This window comes from Spirulina subsalsa PCC 9445 (assembly GCF_000314005.1).
Lineage (GTDB): Bacteria > Cyanobacteriota > Cyanobacteriia > Cyanobacteriales > Spirulinaceae > Spirulina_A > Spirulina_A subsalsa.
Genome location: NZ_JH980292.1, coordinates 2,691,739 through 2,710,153, shown reverse-complemented (window position 1 = coordinate 2,710,153; position 18,415 = coordinate 2,691,739). Strand labels below are relative to the sequence as shown.

The window sequence follows — 18,415 nt, the reverse complement described above, 5'->3', positions numbered from 1 at the left end:
TGTTAGAATTCAGATTTTTTACGACTTAATAAAATTGTCAGCATTCTTCATCTTATCGGAAAGAGGGACACTCCAGTAAAGTGGTGGGCGCTTCTTTCTCTGTCTGTTTCGATACAGCCCGGCACAGGTGAAGAATTTCGATAGTTTTTCGCCTCGGTGACTTCCCTAGGGCAAGATGGAAAGGGGAGGGCAACCTTCATCTTGCTGACTCGGCTGGGTGGGGTTTCTGTTCCTAGATTTTTGATGCTTAATAGAGTAAAGGCTGATGACTGGACAAACTCAAGCTATCCCCCAATCGCTACGATACGCTTATTTTCCGGGTTGTGTTGCTCAAGGGGCTTGTCGGGAACTCTACCAATCGACGGCAGCACTGACGACGGTGTTAGGGATTGAGTTAGTAGAACTGAAAAAGGCGACTTGTTGCGGATCGGGAACCTATAAGGAAGATTCTCAGTTGTTAGAAGATACGGTCAATGCTCGGAATATTGCCTTGGCAGAGGGACTGAATTTACCGTTACTGACCCATTGTAGCACCTGTCAAGGTGTGATCGGTCATGTGGATGAACGCCTGAAGGAAGCGCAGGTTAAGCATCCGGAGTATTTGGAGCAGGTGAATGGGTTTTTAACTCAACAAGGTTGTTCTCCCTATCAGGGGACAACGGAGGTCAAGCATTTACTCTGGGCTTTGGTGGGAGATTATGGTTTAGATACTCTAAAAGCTAAGGTGACTCGTCCTCTGACGGGGTTGAACTGTGCGGCGTTTTATGGTTGTTACTTATTGCGGGCGCAGAAACATTTACCCTTTGATGATCCCTATCAACCGGAATCGATGGAAAATCTGTTTCGGGCGGTGGGGGCGAGTCCAGTCTATTATCGGGGCCGCACTCAATGCTGTGGGTGGCCTTTATCCAGTTATGCCACAGAACAGGCGTTCCAGATGGCAGGAGGACATTTGCAGGAGGCGATCGCACAAGGGGCTGATTGTTTAGTCACACCTTGCCCCCTCTGTCACTTAAATCTCGATTCTCGACAACCGGAAATTGCCAAGGTTTTGGGACAGTCCTTAAATATTCCTATTCTCCATCTGCCCCAGTTAGTGGGTTTAGCCCTTGGCATTGCACCCCAAGCGTTAGGCTTACATCGTCATGTTGTCAAAACCCAAGTTTTCTTAGAGAAATTGGGGCTGTAGGGAAGAGTCGCTGCCTATTTGCCCAATCTTGACAAGTTAAGGGAACAGGGAACGGGGGGGTCGTGAAAAAAGGTTGCCTATTGTCTGTTTTCTGTTCTCTTGTTGAGTCTAGTGTCTGGTTGAATTGAGCCGACCCGAATTATTGATTTCCCCGATACTTGTCTGTCGGTCAGATTCTCCACTAACATCTACTATTAACTGGTAGTAGGCTGGGGTTAGATTCGGGAGAACTTCACCTCGGCTGGCTGTGAACTATAGGGATGGTGGTCTATGGCATCGTCAAAACAGAATCAAGGGTCAGCAGAACCGAAATTGAAGCGCAACGGACAGAATGGGGGAACTCCTCCGGCTGTTCCGGATCCGTGGAATCAAGATGAGGCATTTGACTTTTGGTCAGATGCGGGCAATCGTGAAGAAAATTTTGATCAAGTGCCGCCCTCAGAACAAAGTCCCCAGAGTAAATTCTCCGGAGGTCATCCCGCTCAGGATGATAAGTTAGCGGGGGTGCTAGAAGATTTACAGGAACTGTTATCCCAAAAGCCCTCCTCTAGCCAAACTCAACCCGCACCAACCATGACCGAGCAGGATAAAGCGCGATCGCTCTCTCCCACCCTTGACCTTACTCAGAAAATCCATAAGTTTCAACCGGGCCTAGACGAGGATGAGGTTGAGCTTTCCCAGTCCCAAGTTCCCTCAGAACAAGTATCCCCCTCCGAAAGCCCAGCCGTCGCTGAATCCCCCTCTTGGGCGGAATCAGGACAGGCTGACCCCCCTGTTGAAGCCATCTCGGTTACACCTAGTCCTAGCCGTCAATCCACCGAAACCCCACCACCGATTGATCTCGCGGCGATCGCGTCTTTTCTCTCCTCCCGCAAAGGGGAGACAGCCCCCAGCCAACCGCAAGACCCCCTGAAGACCTTCACCCCAGACTCTCCCCCCTCCCAGCCAATGGGGGAAGGAGAAACCCTGCTCCCCTTCCCCTCCCAAGCCGAACCGGAAGCCAAAAGCGAAAACCTGATTCCCGTTCAAGAGCAAACCCCCCCACCGGAAAAGGTCATCCCCTTCCAACAAAAATCCCGAGAACCAGAAACCCCAACCCCGGAAACTGTTGTTTCCCCTGAACTCGAATCCGCCGAAAACCCCATCTCCTCAACCGAGGTCCCATCGAGACTAGATACCTTACTAGAGGCCGTGTTTCCCCTCACAGAAGAGCCAACCCCTGAACCCGAAAAACCTAGCCCAGCCCAAGAAGAATGGGGAGAAGACCAGGTTCACCTGCCCTCGGAAACAATGGCCGCCTCGCCCTCTAATGCAGCCAGTCCCTTCCGCACTCCTCCCCCACCCCCACCGAAAAAGACGGTTGAGGAGCATAAACCCCCAGCCCCAGTAAGCCAAAATGGGGCGAATTCCCAGACCAGTAATGGTTCTCGTAAGGGTTCAGATCAAAACGGCAAAGGGAAACCCACCCGGACAGTACGCCGTGGCACTAAACCCTTTCCACGTTCCCAAGCCAAGAAAAAAGAAGATCCCCTCCAGAGTTTTCGCGATTTGCTCCTCTCCCCCACCCCACCCCCACCCTCGGAAGAGGAAGAAGAGGAGAATCTCTTAGAAACTCCTGATTTATTATTGGAAGCCTCTTTAAAACAACTCCAAGGCTGGGCCGAAGAACATCAGGGGATTGCTGCGGAACAGAAAGCCGCCGTTAGCCCTCCTGGGGAAGAACGAGAGGAAGAACTGACCCCTCCGGCTCCTCGGGTCGAGGAAACTGAGGACATTACACCTCCGGTGCAGGAAAAGGAAGAACTGACTCCTCGGGTCGAGGAAACTGAGGACATTACACCTCCGGTGCAGGATCACGAAAGGATAGCAGAAACGCCCATTCATGAACCCGCCACGGTTAGCCATCAGGAGGTAGTCCTCGAAGATGAACTTGAACCCCAGACCGAGACTGAATCAGTCTCTGAGCAGGTTATCCCTCCAGAGAACCTCTCAGAGGCGGTTTATACTGCTTCTGAGGTCGTAGAACCCCCTCAAACGACGGCTACCCCGTCCCCCAAGGCTGAGGAGGTTGTAGAAGCGATTCAGCAGCAATTAGAGCGGATCAATCAGGGCAACCTTCCGGGGGATGGCGCGCTCAAAGAGGAACTAAACGAGACAGATTTTGCTCAGGTGCGCCAGTTAATTGGTCAGTTGGAAACCAAGCTCTCTTCTTTGGAAAATCAGGTCTATGAGCCAACGGAGGTGATTAATCCTCTGGTGCCGTTGATGGTGCAGTTGTTAAAGATGAAGGTGGGGATTTCTCAAGAGGCGATCGCGGAGTTGTTAGTTCCCATCATTGACGACATCATCCAACAACGAGCAACTCAAGATCAGGCCGCCATGAGTCAAGCACTCGCCCAAGTGTTACCCTTGGCCATTGAACGGGAAATCCAACGCTCCCCTCGGGCAATAGCCCGAGCAATAGCCCCTGAAATTGCCGCCGCCCTGCAAGAGCAAAACAAACTGGAACGGGATGCTATCCCCGAAGCCCTAGGCCCAGCCATGGGTAGAGCCATTAAAGCCCAAATCGAACTAGAACGGGATGCGATGGTGGATGCTCTCTATCCCGTTGTGGGGAATACCATTTCCAAGTACATGGGTGAACTGGTGGCCTCGATTAATGAGAAGGTGGATCAAACCCTGAGTATTTCCGGGGTGCAACGGAAAATCAAGGCGAAAATTCAAGGGGTATCGGAAGCGGAGTTAATCCTACAAGAAGCCTCTCCGGTTAAGGTTCAAGCCCTTTTCTTAATCCATAAGGCCTCGGGTTTGGTGATTGCGGAAGTCCAGCCTCATGGGGAGCAGCGTCTAGAATCAAATATGATTGCCGGGATGCTTACAGCTATTCGCAGTTTTGTCAATGATTGTATTGCTGAATCTGGGAAAATTGCCGAACTCAACGAAATTGAGTATGGGAACTCGCGGATTATTTTGGAAGTGGCGGGTTATTGTTATTTAGCGGTGGCGGTAGAAGGGAATCCCTCCACAGTAGTGGTGAAACATCTGCGCCGCACTCTCGGGGAAATTACCCAAAAACATGGTCAACTGATTGAACAGTATGATGGCGATCGCGCTGGGGTGCCGGATACTGTCACCCAAGCCTTGGAACAACTGGCACAGAAGCTGAAAAAAAGCGGACAACAAAAATCCCCCTCGGCCTTACTGACCCTGTTGGTGATTCTGTTGATTGTGGTGGTTTTACCTTGGAGTTATTTCCAAGTTCGAGGCTTTTTAGACCGTCGTTTAGAATCTCGTATTGAGTCCGCCCTCACAGATTTAGAAAATGCCTCCTATTCCCAACTCACTCCCACCGTTAACGGAAAACGGGTGATTCTATCGGGACGAGTTCCCCTCGAACAAGTGAAAGCGGATGCGGAGAAAATGGTGGCGGGAATTAATTCAAATTTGGAAGTAGACAATCAGATTATTGTGGTACAAATTCCCCCAGATCCCGCCAATGTAGCGAATACGGTGGCCGTGGTTGCCAGTCTTTTAAACCGCAGTAATAATATTAATCTGACAGCAGGGTATCAACCCGGAACGGTTATTTTACGGGGGAACTTTAATAATCCAGAAGATTATAAATTGATTGTAGAGTCCTTTGACCAGATTCCGGGGATTGAAACAGTCAATACAGCCCAACTGTTACCAGAATTTTTGCGGGAACGGGTGTTTTTTGAGATGGGATCATCTCGGGTTCCTTTTGGCAGTTTGTCTAATGCCAGAGTGAATCAAATCCGGAACTTTTTAGCGGAATATCCTGAGATTGGTTTAAGAATTGTCGGTCATGCTGATGGTTCTGGACCGGCTCAGAGTAACCAAGAATTAGCGATGGAACGGGCGAAAAATGTCCAAAGTGTGTTACTGTCTCAAGGACTTGATCCAGAACGTTTAGCGATTAACGGCACGGCTGAACCGCCTCCAGAAGTAGAAACTAATGATTCGGCGGATCGCAGTCGGGTTGTGCGTTTCGAGTTAATGCCTGCCCCCTCCGCATCTTCCCTTCCTGCCCCCTAATTATGAATGTTGTCTCGAAAAAAATTTGTTTGCTGGGAGATTTTTGTGTCGGAAAAACCAGCTTAATTCGTCGTTTTGTGGACGGACAGTTTAGTGATCAGTATTTGTCTACGGTTGGGGTTAAAATCTCGCGCAAAGTGGTACTTTTGCCGGAAGGGAAACACCATGTGGAATTGTTAATCTGGGATATAGAAGGCCATACGTCGTTTCGCCATGTGGCGCGCAGTTATTTACAAGGGGCAAAGGCGGCTATTATTGTGGCGGATGTCAAGCGTCAGGACACAATTGTTAATGTGGAAAAACACTTAGATTTATTTTTTACGGTTAATCCTCAAGGTTGGATTTTAGTGGCTTTTAATAAGTCCGATTTATTGAGTCCATCTCAGTTAGAACGGTTAGTCATACAGTACCCTTTTGAACAGGCGCAAATTGTCGAGACTTACGTTACCTCTGCCAAAACGGGGGAGGCTGTGGATGAGATGTTTCAATGTATTGCCGAGAAGTTAGCTTAACTGCTGGAGGTTTCTCGATTAAGTGCGGTAGCGATCGCTCGTTGACTGGCGATGGGATAGGCTTGTTCGAGGGCTTGACGCACCATAGCGGCATCATGGGAGGGGAGGGGAGGATTGCCCAGTAGTTCTAAGATGCCCTTACTTTCGGGAGTCGATGCGTTCGCGGAGCGTCCCGAAGGGATCGCCACTAAGGAAGAATCTAAGGGTTCCTCGTACTCCCAGAATAGTTCGGGATTGAGGGCGGTTTGAGTGTTTTTCGGTTTCGGGGCTTTCTTCTTGGAGCCCTTGCCATTTTCCTTATTGTTGCGCTTGCCACTATCCTTAACCGATCTTGCCCGCACTTGACGCAAAGCGTCTAAAATCTGCCCCTTGGTACGTCCCCGCAACTGGAAGAGGACAAAGGGATCTTCACTAAAGCGATCGCCTAACTCATAGTACACGGCCCCAATATGCTTACAGGGGTTCGCTGGATCGGGACAAGTACAACGGGAATGAATATCCGACAAGGTGAAGGGAAACAAACTTAAACCATTGGCGGTAAATACTTCCTCAATATTGGCTGGCATTTCCCCCGCCAACAACTGCGCCGCATAGATGGCCTTTTCCGACATGGTTTCAATCACATAACTCCAGTCCTCATTAGAAAAAGGCGTTAAGGAGAGAGACACCTGATAGGGATCTACCTCGCTCCCCTGCACCTTAGCCAAGACCTTCGCCCCCTTAAACTCAATGGACAAGACATTCCCTTCCATAGAATACTTGCGCGCCCGTTCTAAACGCTTTTTAAAACGGTAGGAGTCCAGTAACTCTAACCAGCGCTCCACCCACCATTCTCGGCTTTCAATTTGATAATTTGTCATACTTTTTACTCCCGCCTAAAATTTGTTCCATGGCTCTACTCCCGCCGGAGATTTTGCGCCCGATAGAAGGTTTCTAAACTCTCAATATCTCCCACAAAACGCCAATGCCAAGGTTCATAGGCGATGCCTTGGGGGTTATCTTGGGGAAACGATAGCTCAAAACTAAAACGAGAGGCATTTTGTTCTAACCAACGGAACGCCGCCGTATTTTCAAAGTTAACACTTAAATTTGTCGCCGGAGCGCGACCGTCCCCAATATCAACTGCATAGCCTGTGTGATGTTCACTATATCCCGGAGGCGCGCTCACTTCTGCCCGTTGTGCTGCCCCTTGATTGCGTTGCTGCTTCACGCCAAAAAAGAGATATTGCTGCTCCTCCACGGTGCGAAAGCCGGAAATCGCGCTTAAAATCACCCCATCCCCTCGTGCGGCGGCCTCCATGGCTCGGTACTGTTGGGCGGCACTCCGACGGAGACGGATACGACCATCCCGGGTAATGGGTTCGAGATCGTCGGGGGAGGCTTCCTGATAAGGCAGATGGCCTAAAACATTTTCAACGGCTAATTCTTGACGTTCTGCCACTTCAGAGGGGGTTTCTACTTTGTCGGGTTGAGATTGGACTAAAGGAGAACCCTCTAGGGTGAAGAGGTAAAATCCGAGGGCGGCGATCGCACCTAAACCGACTATTCCCCCCACCATCAGCCAGAGAACCCCGCCTCCCTTGGGTTCTACCGTTTGGTTCTCCCGTTGGGCTACGGGAATTTCGTCCCAATTGGGAATTTGTAACTTTTCCTGTCCCATCCTCACTTTATCCAATGTTTTCAATCCTCTACGCCACCGAAAGGGATCAAACCAATTGTTACATACTCCTGACGGACAAGAGGGAAAATGTGGTTGTGTCCAAAGGTCAATACTCTATTCTCTGGATTCCCATAGGATCGTGTCTAAGGCTACACTTCTGAAGTACCAGTTCAGTGAAAATAGAAAAATTCTTATCATTCTGCTCAGGAGACTGCGCCTCTGTCTTCCATGAAACCGCGCATTATTGTTTGTGGCCTCGGTCGTACAGGATACCGGATTTTTAATCTGCTTCGACAACAGGGAGCGGATGTGGTGGGTGTGAGCGATCGCCCCATTCCGGGAGAAACCATGAATCATATTATTATCGGGGATTTGCGCTCCGCTTCGACCCTGATCACCGCCGGGATTCGAGAAGCCCATACTCTTGTACTGGCTGGAAATGATGATGCTTTAAATTTGGCCATTTTGACCCAAGCGAAAGTAATTAATCACAAGATTCGCATTATTAACCGTTTATTGAATCATACCCTTGGGGAACGGTTGGATCAGACCGTAGTGGATCATGTGAGCATGAGTGTAGCGGAATTAGCCGCGCCGATTTTTACCTTTGCGGCCTTGGGGAATAAAGCCATTGGACAGTTACGGCTGTTTAACCAAACTTGGCCGATCCATGAAGAAATTATCCATGAAAATCACCCTTGGTTAGGGCGCAGCTTAAGTGATCTCTGGGAAAGTCGCTCTCGGATGTTGATCTATTTTCTCCCGACTCGGGATGAAGTGGATTTAGTCTCAGCCGTGATGGAAGGAAAACCCCTAGAAGTAGGAGATCATTTAATTGTGGGAACTCAGCCAACTGTGCGCAATAGTCGCCGTTCTTGGGTGAAACAATGGCTCAAGGCGATCGCCAATCTCCGCAAATTCCAAGAATATGGCCGCCCCGTCGCCCTTGTCACCCTGGCCCTCCTCTTAACGATTTTCTTGGCCACCTTGACCTATGTCAGTATTAACTTTCAGGTGTCTATTGTCGATGCTCTATACTTCTCCGTAGGCATGATTACCGGAGCCGGGGGTAAGGAAGAAGTGGCCGAAAATGCCCCCGACAGCATCAAGATTTTCACCTCCGTCATGATGATTGTCGGGGCCGGGGTGATTGGTATTTGTTACGCCTTGATCAATGATTTTATTCTCGGCTCCCGTTTACGGCAATTTTGGGCAGTGACCCAAGTTCCCTCGGGCAATCACTACGTTGTTTGTGGTTTAGGAGGAATCGGGGTGCGCATTGTTCAACAACTGCTTAATCAAGGCCATGATGTGGTAGTCATTGAACGGGATGCCAACAATCGTTATTTACACACCGCCCGCTCTCTCGGTGTTCCCGTCATTATTGAAGATGCCAGCATTTCCAACAGTTTGAGAGAAGCCAACGTACACAAAGCCCGCGCCCTTTTAGCCGTCACCAGTGATGACATGGTGAATGTGGAAATTGCCCTCTGTGCTAAGGCGATTTCCCCCCGGATTGCCGTAGTGGTGCGCAATCATGATGTACAGTTTTCGGTTTCGGTTCAGCAGGTTTTTGAGTTTGAAAGTGTTCTCTGTCCCACAGAATTGGCTACGCCTTCCTTTGCGGCTGCGGCTTTGGGGGGGCGGATTCTGGGCAATGGCATCACCGATGATTTACTCTGGGTCGCCTTGGCCACGTTGATTACCGCTCATCATCCTTTCTATGGCAAAACGGTTCAAGAGGCGGCCGTTCATGCGGATTTTGTCCCCCTTTACCTGGAATCTCAAGGCCAAACCATTCACGGCTGGGGATTATTGGAAACACCGTTACAGGAAAATGATGTGTTGTATTTAACCATGCCTGCGACGGAATTGGAGCAGTTGTGGCGTTCTGATGTGCCAAGTCCTGCGTCTGAGTTGATTATGGGGTAGTGGGGGCTGAAGTCTAACTACGAACCAATTGGGGGCTGAAGTCTAACTACGAACCAATTGGGGGCTGAAGCCCAACTACGAACCAATTGGGGGCTGAAGCCCAACTACGAACGGACTACACTAGGGGAGGACGTTGTTGTTTAACCTGAATTTTCATGTCATCTTACTGGAATGCCTCTCTCTCTGCTCTCCTTGCTCTACCGTTTCTCTTACTCCCCTCTCCCAGTTTGGCGCAAGAGTCTGTCTGTCCTGAACCAGTTCTCTCCCGGTTGCGTCGCCATACTGTGACGGCTCAAGATAGTTTAGAGGCGATCGCACAACAATACAGAATCCTCTCTGATGTCATTATCTACTTCAACCCCAGCCTCCGTCAGGGACGCTTACCCGTCGGACAAGAACTGCTGATTCCCCCCCTCAACGGCATCTCCATCACCCCCCCCCGCGGAGCCACTTGGGAAAGTATCGCCCAATCCTATGGAGTTCGCGCCGATGTATTATTTGAAATGAACGGCTGTCAACCCCCCAGCGAAACCGTCTTTATCCCCGGCATCAACTGGGCAGACTCCAACGACCCAACCCCCAACTACACCGGACTAGCCGGGTTTCCCCTCCCCCAACCCCTCACCCTCGGTTTAGCCTACGGTTGGCGAGAAAACCCCGAAACCCAACAATCCACCTTTCACAGTGGGCTGGATCTCCTCGCCCCCCTCAATACCCCCGTTTTAGCCGCCGATCAGGGGGTGGTGGTCTTTGCCGGACAACAGGGCAACTATGGAAACGTGGTCATTATTAACCATGAGGGCAATCTACAAACCCGTTACGCCCATCTCGGGGAGATTTTCGTCAGCACCGGGCAACGGGTGAACACCGGGGACACCCTCGGCACCGTAGGCAATAGCGGTCGCCCCGATATTGACCAGCCTCATTTACATTTTGAAGTCCGTTCCCAGTCCCCCATCGGTTGGGTTGCCCAAGATCCCGCCCTCCATTTTCCCTCGGCCGCTCAAAATTTGCTCGGTGAGTTGGGATTTTAGCTATCCCCCATCCCGGTTCAGGGCATAGAAAACGAAGTCCGCGCTTAGTAACCTAATGAGCGATAACCCAACATCAGGGTTAACTTTACATTATGGTTAAGGAGTGTGTGATTCATGAAACGATCTAGCTTGGCTCTTACCAGTGCGATCGCTATTAGTTTGATTGGGGCTTCTCCTCTAGAAGCCTCGGATTTCAAATCCCCCAATGCCAACGTCGAATATTTAGGCGTGAATGGAGTCTTTACCCTAGATACGAGCGTCCCCAACTCACTCCATGATCCCCGTAATCCCGGGCGGATTGTCTTTGAACGCATGGAACGGTTCTCCTTTTATCGGGATTTAAGCGGAAACGATCCCATCGCCCAAAATTGCACTTATTCCTATCAGGGCGCTTTACCAGATCCTTTCTACTATCCCGAATATCAAAGCTCAATCTGGGATCTGTTTGAACTCACCTCTGAAGATCCCACCTGTAGCGCCTTTAAGTATGTTGCCCTACGAGCGCCCCACGGCGACCCCATTCATATGCACGTTCGTTATGGAGGAGCAGACACCAACTTCCAAGAATTACTAGGCATGAGTCTAGCCGAACCCGATGCCCTAGAACTTAATCCTTGGTGGAGTCTCTATTGTGCCGAAGGTGTAACCGCTTGCGATTAAGGAGATGATCAACTCTGTTAAGATTCGCCTTTTGTCTCTGTTGATTGCTCTTCTAATCCCCCTAAGCGCCAGCGCCCATGAAGTGGGGATGCGTGCTGCCATTCAAGTCCGTACCCGCAACGGCAATCTCGTCACCTATTCCGACAGCACATTACCTCGGAATGCTCAGGTGACAAGCATTACCATCACCGTGCGCTACAGCACAGGTGAAGCTATGGCTCATGGACGCATTAGCATCTTTGCTCCGGGGGATTCTGCCAATCCTTGGAGAACCGGAGTCCTCAACGCTCAGGGAGAATATACCTTTTCTCCTAACTTAGCGAGACGAGGGCGTTGGACCGTCTACGTGGAATCAGAAGGACACAGTAATTTTCTGACGCTTCTGCTTTGACGAACTCCTTAGAGGGAGCATTCCCTCGCCATATTTCCGGCAAGATATTCCCCCTAGAAATCCTTATCCTTGGCTTTCTAGGGGGAAATCCCGCCCCCCTGCTTCTCCCAGAGAAAACTGGGGGGTTTACCCCCCCACTACCCAAATATTTTCAAGCAATATCTTCACCCCAATAGCAATTAACAACAAACCGCCAATAAGTTCCACCTTAGAGCGGAATAAATCCCCGCAATGATGCCCAATTAATACCCCACAAAAACACAGGGAAAAAGTAGTCATGCCAATAATTGTCACCACTGGAATTAGGGCAACTTCCAACAGAGAAAAACTAACCCCCGCCACTAGAGCATCAATGCTCGTAGCAATAGCTAAAATTAGCAAAGTATAGTTATCTAGAGGGTTAAACTTTTTCTCTTCTTCTTGGACTTTTGCTAAAGCCTCATAGACCATTTTAGATCCGATAAAAGACAACAGGATAAAAGCAATCCAAGGGCTAAAATAGCTGAAGAATTCCCGAAAATTACGCGCTATCTCCCAGCCGACTAAGGGCATTATCATCTGGAGTCCACCGAAAAATAAGGCGATTTTCAGCGCTTTATTAACTTTAATGTTCCGAATAAATAAACCACTAGAAATAGACACAGCAAAGGCATCCGCCGATAGTCCTAGGGCAATTAGTCCAATTGTTGAGAATTCCATCAATCTTGGGGGTTTTAGGATGAGTCGTTAAGATAGAACACTTAAAATATGAAAGAATTTGTGCAAAAGATTAAAAAAATACCATTGTAAAATTAAAATATTTGAATTGTAAATCAGTGTTTGGTGGAAGAAATACAAAAAATTAGGCTTTGCCTCTTTTTGCTATTATACTATAGCGTTTCAGGATAATAATTTCTTAGAACATAAGAACCAGTTAACTATGGTACGCCGTCATTTTCTAAAATTCCTTTGTGTTATGGGTTTGGCCTTGTTAATCAACGGGGTTCATGTGATCCCAGCTTGGGCATTAGGGGGGCCGCAACCCAGTTTAAATCAACCTGCCCCAGATTTTAGCTTACCCACCAACACCGGGGATGGGAGCATTGCCCTCTCGGACTATCGAGGGCAGTGGGTAGTATTATATTTTTACCCCAAGGACTTCACCCCGGGTTGTACGTTGGAGGCCAAGCGTTTTCAGCAAGATTTTCCCAAATACCAACAGCGCAACGCCCAAATTTTAGGGGTGAGTGTGGATGATGTAGACTCCCATCGGGAATTCTGCGACTCCCAAGGGTTGAAGTTCCCGCTTTTGGCGGATACGGATGGGACGGTGAGTAAAATCTATGGGTCTTGGTTGGGTTATATGTCTCTACGACACACCTATTTAATTGACCCGGACGGTCTGTTGCGCAAGGTGTTCCTCGGGGTACAACCTGCGATTCATAGCACGGAGGTTTTGGCGAGTTTGGATGAGTTACAGTCAGGGAATAAGCAACCTTAACTTGTCAAGGTTGCTTATTCTCTCTGCTTAGACTTTCTCAGCCAGCCCGAATCAAGCCGCTAGGTCTTTTTTGCGGTTTTTACTTTTAGAACCCTCTTCTAGAGCCTTTACACCATCACTGAGGGGCTTTTCCGCTTGGGGTAGCACACTAATTAAAAGTGCTACCGGGAAATGTTGCAGAATATCCCGCAGAAAGAGTGCATCTTCTCCCTTGATCTCTTCCCCAGTAATCCTATTCTGCCAGTGGGTGGGGGATCCGGGGGGGAGGGAGATGCGCGTTTCTTGCCAGACTTGTTCTCCTAGGGGGAGTTCGTCCTCTTTCATTAAACTGGTGAAGAGACGAGGTGCGATCGCAATCACCGTATGATCTCCCCAAGTGCGAGAAAACACCACCGCATGATCCTGCCAACTCCCCATCACCGTTAACTTTTGATAGTCTCCCCGTTGGAATAACTCACTATACTCCTGTCGCGTTTGCAGCAATTGATAGATCAAGAACAACTTAATCCGTCCATCTTCGGGATGGGCTAACAACTCCTCCACCAGTGCCAAGGGATTTTTCTCAATCCCCCGTTTGATACTCTTGAGGAACTTATTCCGCACCTTAAAATCTACCGGACGACGATTATCTGGATCCACCAAACTCAAATCCCATAATTCCGTTCCCTGATAAATATCAGGCAGTCCAGGCACCGTAAACTTTAACAAGGTTTGGGAGAGAGAATTAAACACCCCATAGTGTTGTATCTTACGCTGAAAGGGTCGAAAGGCGTTTAAAAACTCATTATTCGGTGAATCCTTAAGCAATCGTTCCGCAAAACTGGTAAATCCTTCCTCATACCCCGTGTCCGGTTTGAGCCATGCTGTGTAAACCTTAGCCTCCCGAATTGCCTTAATAATATATTCCTTGATTCGCTCAACAAAAACCGGATATTCTTCCTCATAAAAGGGGAACGTTCCCAATAGGGTTTGATAGAGGAAATATTCATCATTGGGATCCGGAACATCAATTCCCTCAACACACCCCTTTTGTGCGGCGTTAATCTCTCGCCACTCTTTTAATTTTGCCTCCCACTCCTCGGGAATTTCCGACAACACATTAATCCGACTGCGCACATCTTCCCCCCGTTTAGTGTCATGAGTTGCACTGGCATTCATGCTATGGGGCCAATAAGCCATTTGATGGTGATTAAATTGGTGAAACTCCTCAATCGACACCCCAAAATGGGTAGGATGAGAACCGACTTCATTGAGTGACAACAAACGGTTGTAGATATATAAAACCGTATCTTCGACCCCCTTCGCCATCAAAGGCCCCGTAAACTGTTGTAAGCGCATAACAAAATGTAGCCATTGCTCTTTTTCTTCCTGAGTTAAGTAATCATCAAACTCTAGTAACAGAAACTTCTCAATAAATGCCAACTCATTTAAGAAAATTGGCATGGTTTCCTTAGCTTTGGCAATGACTTGTTTAATGTAGTTCCGATCCGAGGTGCTGACTTCCTCATTATTAATATAAGTCCGATAGACCGGAAACGCCGTCATTACTTCAACTAACGCCCCTTTTAACCCATAAATGGTAAAGTCACTGGCGTAGCGATAATGACTAGAAATTTGTTTGAGGAAGTGGGCAAGATTATCTATATCCCCCGCTAAGTGTTTCCCGACAATTAGGCGTTTTTTCTCATCAATTAATTGTTCACAGTTCACAATTGAGCGAGTAAAACTGTGATATATTTTGTTAAATTTAGCCTCATTTTCTTTGTAGCAAAATACCCCATTCGCCATGTTTAAGTAATCATAGCCAGTAGTCCCTTGAATCGGCCAGTTAATGGGGAGTTCTTCTTGAGGTTCTAGGATCTTCTCAATCACCACATAGGCATGATTTGCCCGATCTCGCAGACGAAATAAATAGGTTGCGGGATCATAAAGTCCGTCAATATGATCAATCCGTAACCCCTGTATTTTTCCTTCTTCCACCAATTGCAACAGCAGGGAGTGGGTGGTATCAAATACATTGGGATCTTCAATACGCAAGGAAATTAAATCATTGACGGTAAAGAAACGCCGATAGTTCAACTCTTCATTCCCCACTTTCCAAAAAGCGAGACGAAAGAATTGTTCATCTAACAAGTTTTCTAGTAAATTGAAGCTTTCCGGTTTGCCAACGATTCCGTTAAAGGTTTCGATGTTTTCCTCTATAAATTGGCGAATGTCTGGGTTATCATTCCACAGTTCCCATAACATACTTTTAATGAAGAAGATTTGATCATAGCGCTCGCTGCCTTCTTCTCCTGAAGGAATGTATTTTAACCCATAGAGAATCCCTAAAAACTTAACAAAATCTGGATTTCTGCGCCCTAGTTTTTGTCGTAATCGTCCCAAATCATAGGTTAAAACTTTGGTGTAAGACTCAATCCGAATGGGAAACTTTAGGGAGTAATAGTTAACACTGAGTCCTTGTTCCTCATACTGTAACTTAAGCTCCCCATGTTCTAAACAGTCCCCATAAAAACGCCCCAAAAAGGGAGCTAAAACCCGCCCGCGAATTCCCTCATAGGGATGATGCCAGTTGATATCAAAAAAGCCATAAAACTGTGAATCTGAGCCATTTTCTAGCAGATCTACAAGCATGGTATTTTGACTATCAAAGGCCATGTGATTGGGGACAATATCCTGTAGCCATTTTAGATTGTGTTCGTGCAGTTTTTCCACTAAATCATTAAACTTTTCAATCCCTCCCAGTTCGGGGTTAATAATATTTGGATCAACCGCATCATAACCGTGGGTGCTGCCTTGACGCGCTTTAAAAATGGGCGAGGCGTAGAGGTAAGAAACCCCCAATTCTGCTAAATAGGGAACAATAGCTTTGGCGGATTTGAAGTCAAAGCTAGGGGTAAATTGAAGGCGATAGGTTGCTAAGGGAAACTGCATCATAGGAAATCATCCAACTTTGGGAATAGTGAACCAAGAGAGTCAAAAAGTAGACCGACTGGATAGCTAATTTAAAACGACTTTAACCTTGTTTATTGCTGTTCATACACAACAAAACTTAGGGGGGCGAGGGAAAGGGTTTCGGGTAAGGTTTCGGGGTAACTATAACCGGAACCTTGCCATTGGATGGCTGTGGATTCTAGGATTTTGTGCCAAGCTAAATGGGAGCATTTGGGGTTAAAATCTAGGTTAGATTCCTCGTAGTTGAATATCACTAAGATACAACCTTGATCGGATTGGCGCTGTACAGATAGCACGTTTTTGGGGGAGACGGTGAGAACTTGAACTGGGGATAAATCTAAGGAGGATAAGGCGGGTTTTTGTTTTCGGAGTGCGATGAGGGTTTTATAGAGCGATCGCAAAACCTGCCCTTCCCCCGTAAAACCTTGTCCCCAGTTGAGTTTAGACTCTTCAAAAACTGCCTCACCTTGGGGATCCGGTACCTCGTTTTCCCAGCCAAAAGACTTAAATTCCTCTGCCCTTCCCTGACGCACTCCTTCAATTAATCCCGGATCACTGTGACTGACAAAATACTGAAACGGGGCTTTTTCTCCGTATTCTTCCCCCATAAATAACATCGGGACAAAGGGCGACAATAAAACCGTCGCGGCCGCTAATTTCAACCGTTCAAAATCCACTAACGTACTTAAACGATCCCCCAGTAAACGGTTGCCGATTTGGTCGTGATTTTGAATACAAACCACGAAATTTTCCCCCGTCGTATTTTTCGGCACATTGCCATGATTGCGGCGACGATGGGGCGAATATTCTCCGGTGTAGATATACCCCTGTTTAAAACTCTTCGCCAGTTGTTCAATTGAACCGAAATCGCAGTAATAACCGGAACGTTCCCCCGTCAAAATGGTATGTAACCCATGATGAAAGTCATCACACCATTGGCTAGCATGACCAAATCCCCCGGTTTCCCGCGACTGAAGCACCCGCACATCATTTAGATCACTTTCAGCGATTAAATAGCGGGGATAAGCGGCGCTTTCATTAAACCCTTCAACAGCCGCCCCCAACTGTTGTAAAAAAGGCTGGGCGCTTAAATCATAAATAGCGTGAACAGCATCTAAACGTAAAGCATCAATATGATAGGTTTCTAGCCAATAAAGGGCATTTTGAATAAAAAACTCTCGTACTTCATTAGAGTCCCCTTGATCAAAATTCACCGCATCTCCCCAAGGGGTTTTATAGCGGTCGGTAAAATAGGGTGCATAAGCCCATAAATAATTCCCTTCCGGGCCAAAATGGTTATACACCACATCTAAAATGACCGCTACTTCCGCTTGATGACAAGCATTGACCAATTTTTTTAGACCGTTCACCCCCCCATAGGAATTTTGCACCCCATAAATAAAGGTGCCATCATACCCCCAATTTCGACTTCCCGGAAATTGAGCCACAGGCATGATTTCAATAGCATTAATCCCTAAATCGACGAGATCCGGTAATCGGTCAATAATGGCTTCAAAGGTGCCTTCTGGGGTGAATGTCCCCACATGGAGTTCATAAATCACATATTGGGAGAGGGGAAGACCGCGCCATGCTGTATCCTGCCAGAGAAAGGCGCTTTGGTCGATAACTTCCGATGGACCGTGAACCCCTTGGGGTTGACTGTGGGACGCAGGATCCGGCCGCTCTAAATCCCCATCTAGTTGATATTGATAGTATGTACCGGGAGAAACCCCTTCCACTGTGGCCTCCCAATAGCCATTTTCCCCCAGCGTGAGGGGGACTAATCGATCTTCAGGGGAGAGGAGATGCACCGAGACTTGTTTTCTGGTTGGCGACCACACCCTAAATTGACAACTTTGATGACCAAGATAATGACTGCCCAGTTTCATCGTATTTTTCCAAATTGCAACAGGTCGCTTTTCTTCATTGATTTTAGTAGGATTTTCTATTTTAGCGACTTTTAGGCTTTTTGTACTATTTGGTAGTCAATCAAGAGGGGTGGGTGGGTATGTAAAAGGGGGACAGGTTTTAACCCAGTCCCCCTTGTTATCCTGAAGTGGTGAGCGATCGCTAAACGGCCTCTAAATCCTTCTCTCCCGTGCGGATTCTAATAATTTGTTCCACCGGAGTGACAAAGATTTTACCATCGCCGATTTCGCCCGTCTTAGCGGCAGCAACGATTTTTTCCACGACCATATCAACTTGGCTATCTTCAACCACAATTTCCACTTTTAGCTTTTGTAAGAACTCAACCGTGTACTCAGAACCGCGATAGCGCTCGGTTTGCCCCTTCTGCCGTCCAAAACCTCGGACTTCAGAAACAGTCATCCCTACGATTCCGGCATTGACGAGAGCAATCTTAACCTCATCAAGCTTAAAGGGTCGGATAATAGCTTCTACCTTCTTCAAGGGTTCAACTCCTCTTTAAAAATCTTGTGGTCTGTCTCTGTACAGTTTGGACGTTCCAACAGATGCACTCTGTTAGATTCCTGCTTGAGCGACTTTGCCTAAAATCTAAAAGGGGAAGTTCTTTCCCGTCCCCTCTC

Annotated in this window: 14 protein-coding genes; 8 read left to right on the top strand and 6 right to left on the bottom strand. The window is 47.8% G+C overall.

Annotated elements, in window-relative coordinates:
* The first annotated feature begins 265 nt into the window (after positions 1 to 265).
* From SPI9445_RS0112420 to SPI9445_RS0112410, 3 genes are all read left to right on the top strand, one after another.
* The gene (locus tag SPI9445_RS0112420) at positions 266 to 1,189 is read left to right on the top strand and encodes a CoB--CoM heterodisulfide reductase iron-sulfur subunit B family protein (RefSeq protein ID WP_017305075.1); all 924 of its coding nucleotides are present in this window, start codon (positions 266 to 268) and stop codon (positions 1,187 to 1,189) included.
* Positions 1,190 to 1,459: 270 nt separating this feature from the next.
* Complete coding sequence (locus SPI9445_RS29260) at positions 1,460 to 5,245, top strand: OmpA family protein (protein ID WP_017305074.1); 3,786 nt, start codon at positions 1,460 to 1,462, stop codon at positions 5,243 to 5,245.
* Between the two features lie 2 nt (positions 5,246 to 5,247).
* Positions 5,248 to 5,757 carry a Rab family GTPase gene (locus SPI9445_RS0112410; RefSeq protein ID WP_017305073.1) on the top strand — a complete coding sequence of 170 codons (510 nt, stop codon included), beginning with the start codon at positions 5,248 to 5,250 and terminating at the stop codon, positions 5,755 to 5,757.
* On the opposite strand, the gene SPI9445_RS0112405 is transcribed toward SPI9445_RS0112410, so the two are convergent.
* Both SPI9445_RS0112405 and SPI9445_RS0112400 read right to left on the bottom strand, forming a co-directional pair.
* Complete coding sequence (locus SPI9445_RS0112405) at positions 5,754 to 6,617, bottom strand: SWIM zinc finger family protein (protein ID WP_017305072.1); 864 nt, start codon at positions 6,615 to 6,617, stop codon at positions 5,754 to 5,756. The genes SPI9445_RS0112410 and SPI9445_RS0112405 overlap by 4 nt on opposite strands.
* 35 nt (positions 6,618 to 6,652) lie before the next feature.
* Positions 6,653 to 7,417 carry a M15 family metallopeptidase gene (locus SPI9445_RS0112400; RefSeq protein WP_017305071.1) on the bottom strand — a complete coding sequence of 255 codons (765 nt, stop codon included), beginning with the start codon at positions 7,415 to 7,417 and terminating at the stop codon, positions 6,653 to 6,655.
* 228 nt (positions 7,418 to 7,645) lie between these two features.
* Between SPI9445_RS0112400 and SPI9445_RS0112395 the strand changes: the two genes are divergently transcribed.
* From SPI9445_RS0112395 to SPI9445_RS27600, 4 genes are all read left to right on the top strand, one after another.
* Positions 7,646 to 9,349 (top strand): potassium channel family protein, encoded by a 1,704-nt coding sequence (locus tag SPI9445_RS0112395; RefSeq protein WP_017305070.1) that lies wholly within the window; start codon positions 7,646 to 7,648, stop codon positions 9,347 to 9,349.
* Positions 9,350 to 9,504: 155 nt separating this feature from the next.
* Positions 9,505 to 10,383, top strand: coding sequence for a peptidoglycan DD-metalloendopeptidase family protein (locus SPI9445_RS0112390; protein WP_017305069.1), 879 nt, complete (start codon positions 9,505 to 9,507; stop codon positions 10,381 to 10,383).
* 114 nt (positions 10,384 to 10,497) lie between these two features.
* Positions 10,498 to 11,043, top strand: coding sequence for a hypothetical protein (locus SPI9445_RS0112385; protein ID WP_017305068.1), 546 nt, complete (start codon positions 10,498 to 10,500; stop codon positions 11,041 to 11,043).
* Between the two features lie 4 nt (positions 11,044 to 11,047).
* Complete coding sequence (locus SPI9445_RS27600; RefSeq protein ID WP_017305067.1) at positions 11,048 to 11,434, top strand: peptidase associated/transthyretin-like domain-containing protein; 387 nt, start codon at positions 11,048 to 11,050, stop codon at positions 11,432 to 11,434.
* Between the two features lie 126 nt (positions 11,435 to 11,560).
* Here the strand turns inward: SPI9445_RS27600 and SPI9445_RS0112375 are convergent, their stop codons facing one another.
* Positions 11,561 to 12,133, bottom strand: a complete 573-nt coding sequence (locus SPI9445_RS0112375; RefSeq protein WP_017305066.1) for a manganese efflux pump MntP — start codon at positions 12,131 to 12,133, stop codon at positions 11,561 to 11,563.
* 220 nt (positions 12,134 to 12,353) lie between these two features.
* On the opposite strand from SPI9445_RS0112375, the gene SPI9445_RS0112370 reads away from it, so the two are divergent.
* Positions 12,354 to 12,914 (top strand): redoxin domain-containing protein, encoded by a 561-nt coding sequence (locus SPI9445_RS0112370; RefSeq protein ID WP_026079747.1) that lies wholly within the window; start codon positions 12,354 to 12,356, stop codon positions 12,912 to 12,914.
* A gap of 51 nt (positions 12,915 to 12,965) precedes the next feature.
* Here the strand turns inward: SPI9445_RS0112370 and treY are convergent, their stop codons facing one another.
* The 3 genes from treY to SPI9445_RS0112355 all read right to left on the bottom strand — a co-directional run bounded on the left by treY (position 12,966) and on the right by SPI9445_RS0112355 (position 18,278).
* Complete coding sequence (treY, locus tag SPI9445_RS0112365; RefSeq protein ID WP_017305064.1) at positions 12,966 to 15,848, bottom strand: malto-oligosyltrehalose synthase; 2,883 nt, start codon at positions 15,846 to 15,848, stop codon at positions 12,966 to 12,968.
* Positions 15,849 to 15,940: 92 nt separating this feature from the next.
* The gene (gene treZ, locus SPI9445_RS0112360; protein ID WP_017305063.1) at positions 15,941 to 17,758 is read right to left on the bottom strand and encodes a malto-oligosyltrehalose trehalohydrolase; all 1,818 of its coding nucleotides are present in this window, start codon (positions 17,756 to 17,758) and stop codon (positions 15,941 to 15,943) included.
* A 181-nt stretch (positions 17,759 to 17,939) separates the two neighbouring features.
* Positions 17,940 to 18,278 (bottom strand): P-II family nitrogen regulator, encoded by a 339-nt coding sequence (locus SPI9445_RS0112355; RefSeq protein WP_017305062.1) that lies wholly within the window; start codon positions 18,276 to 18,278, stop codon positions 17,940 to 17,942.
* Positions 18,279 to 18,415 lie beyond the last annotated feature (137 nt).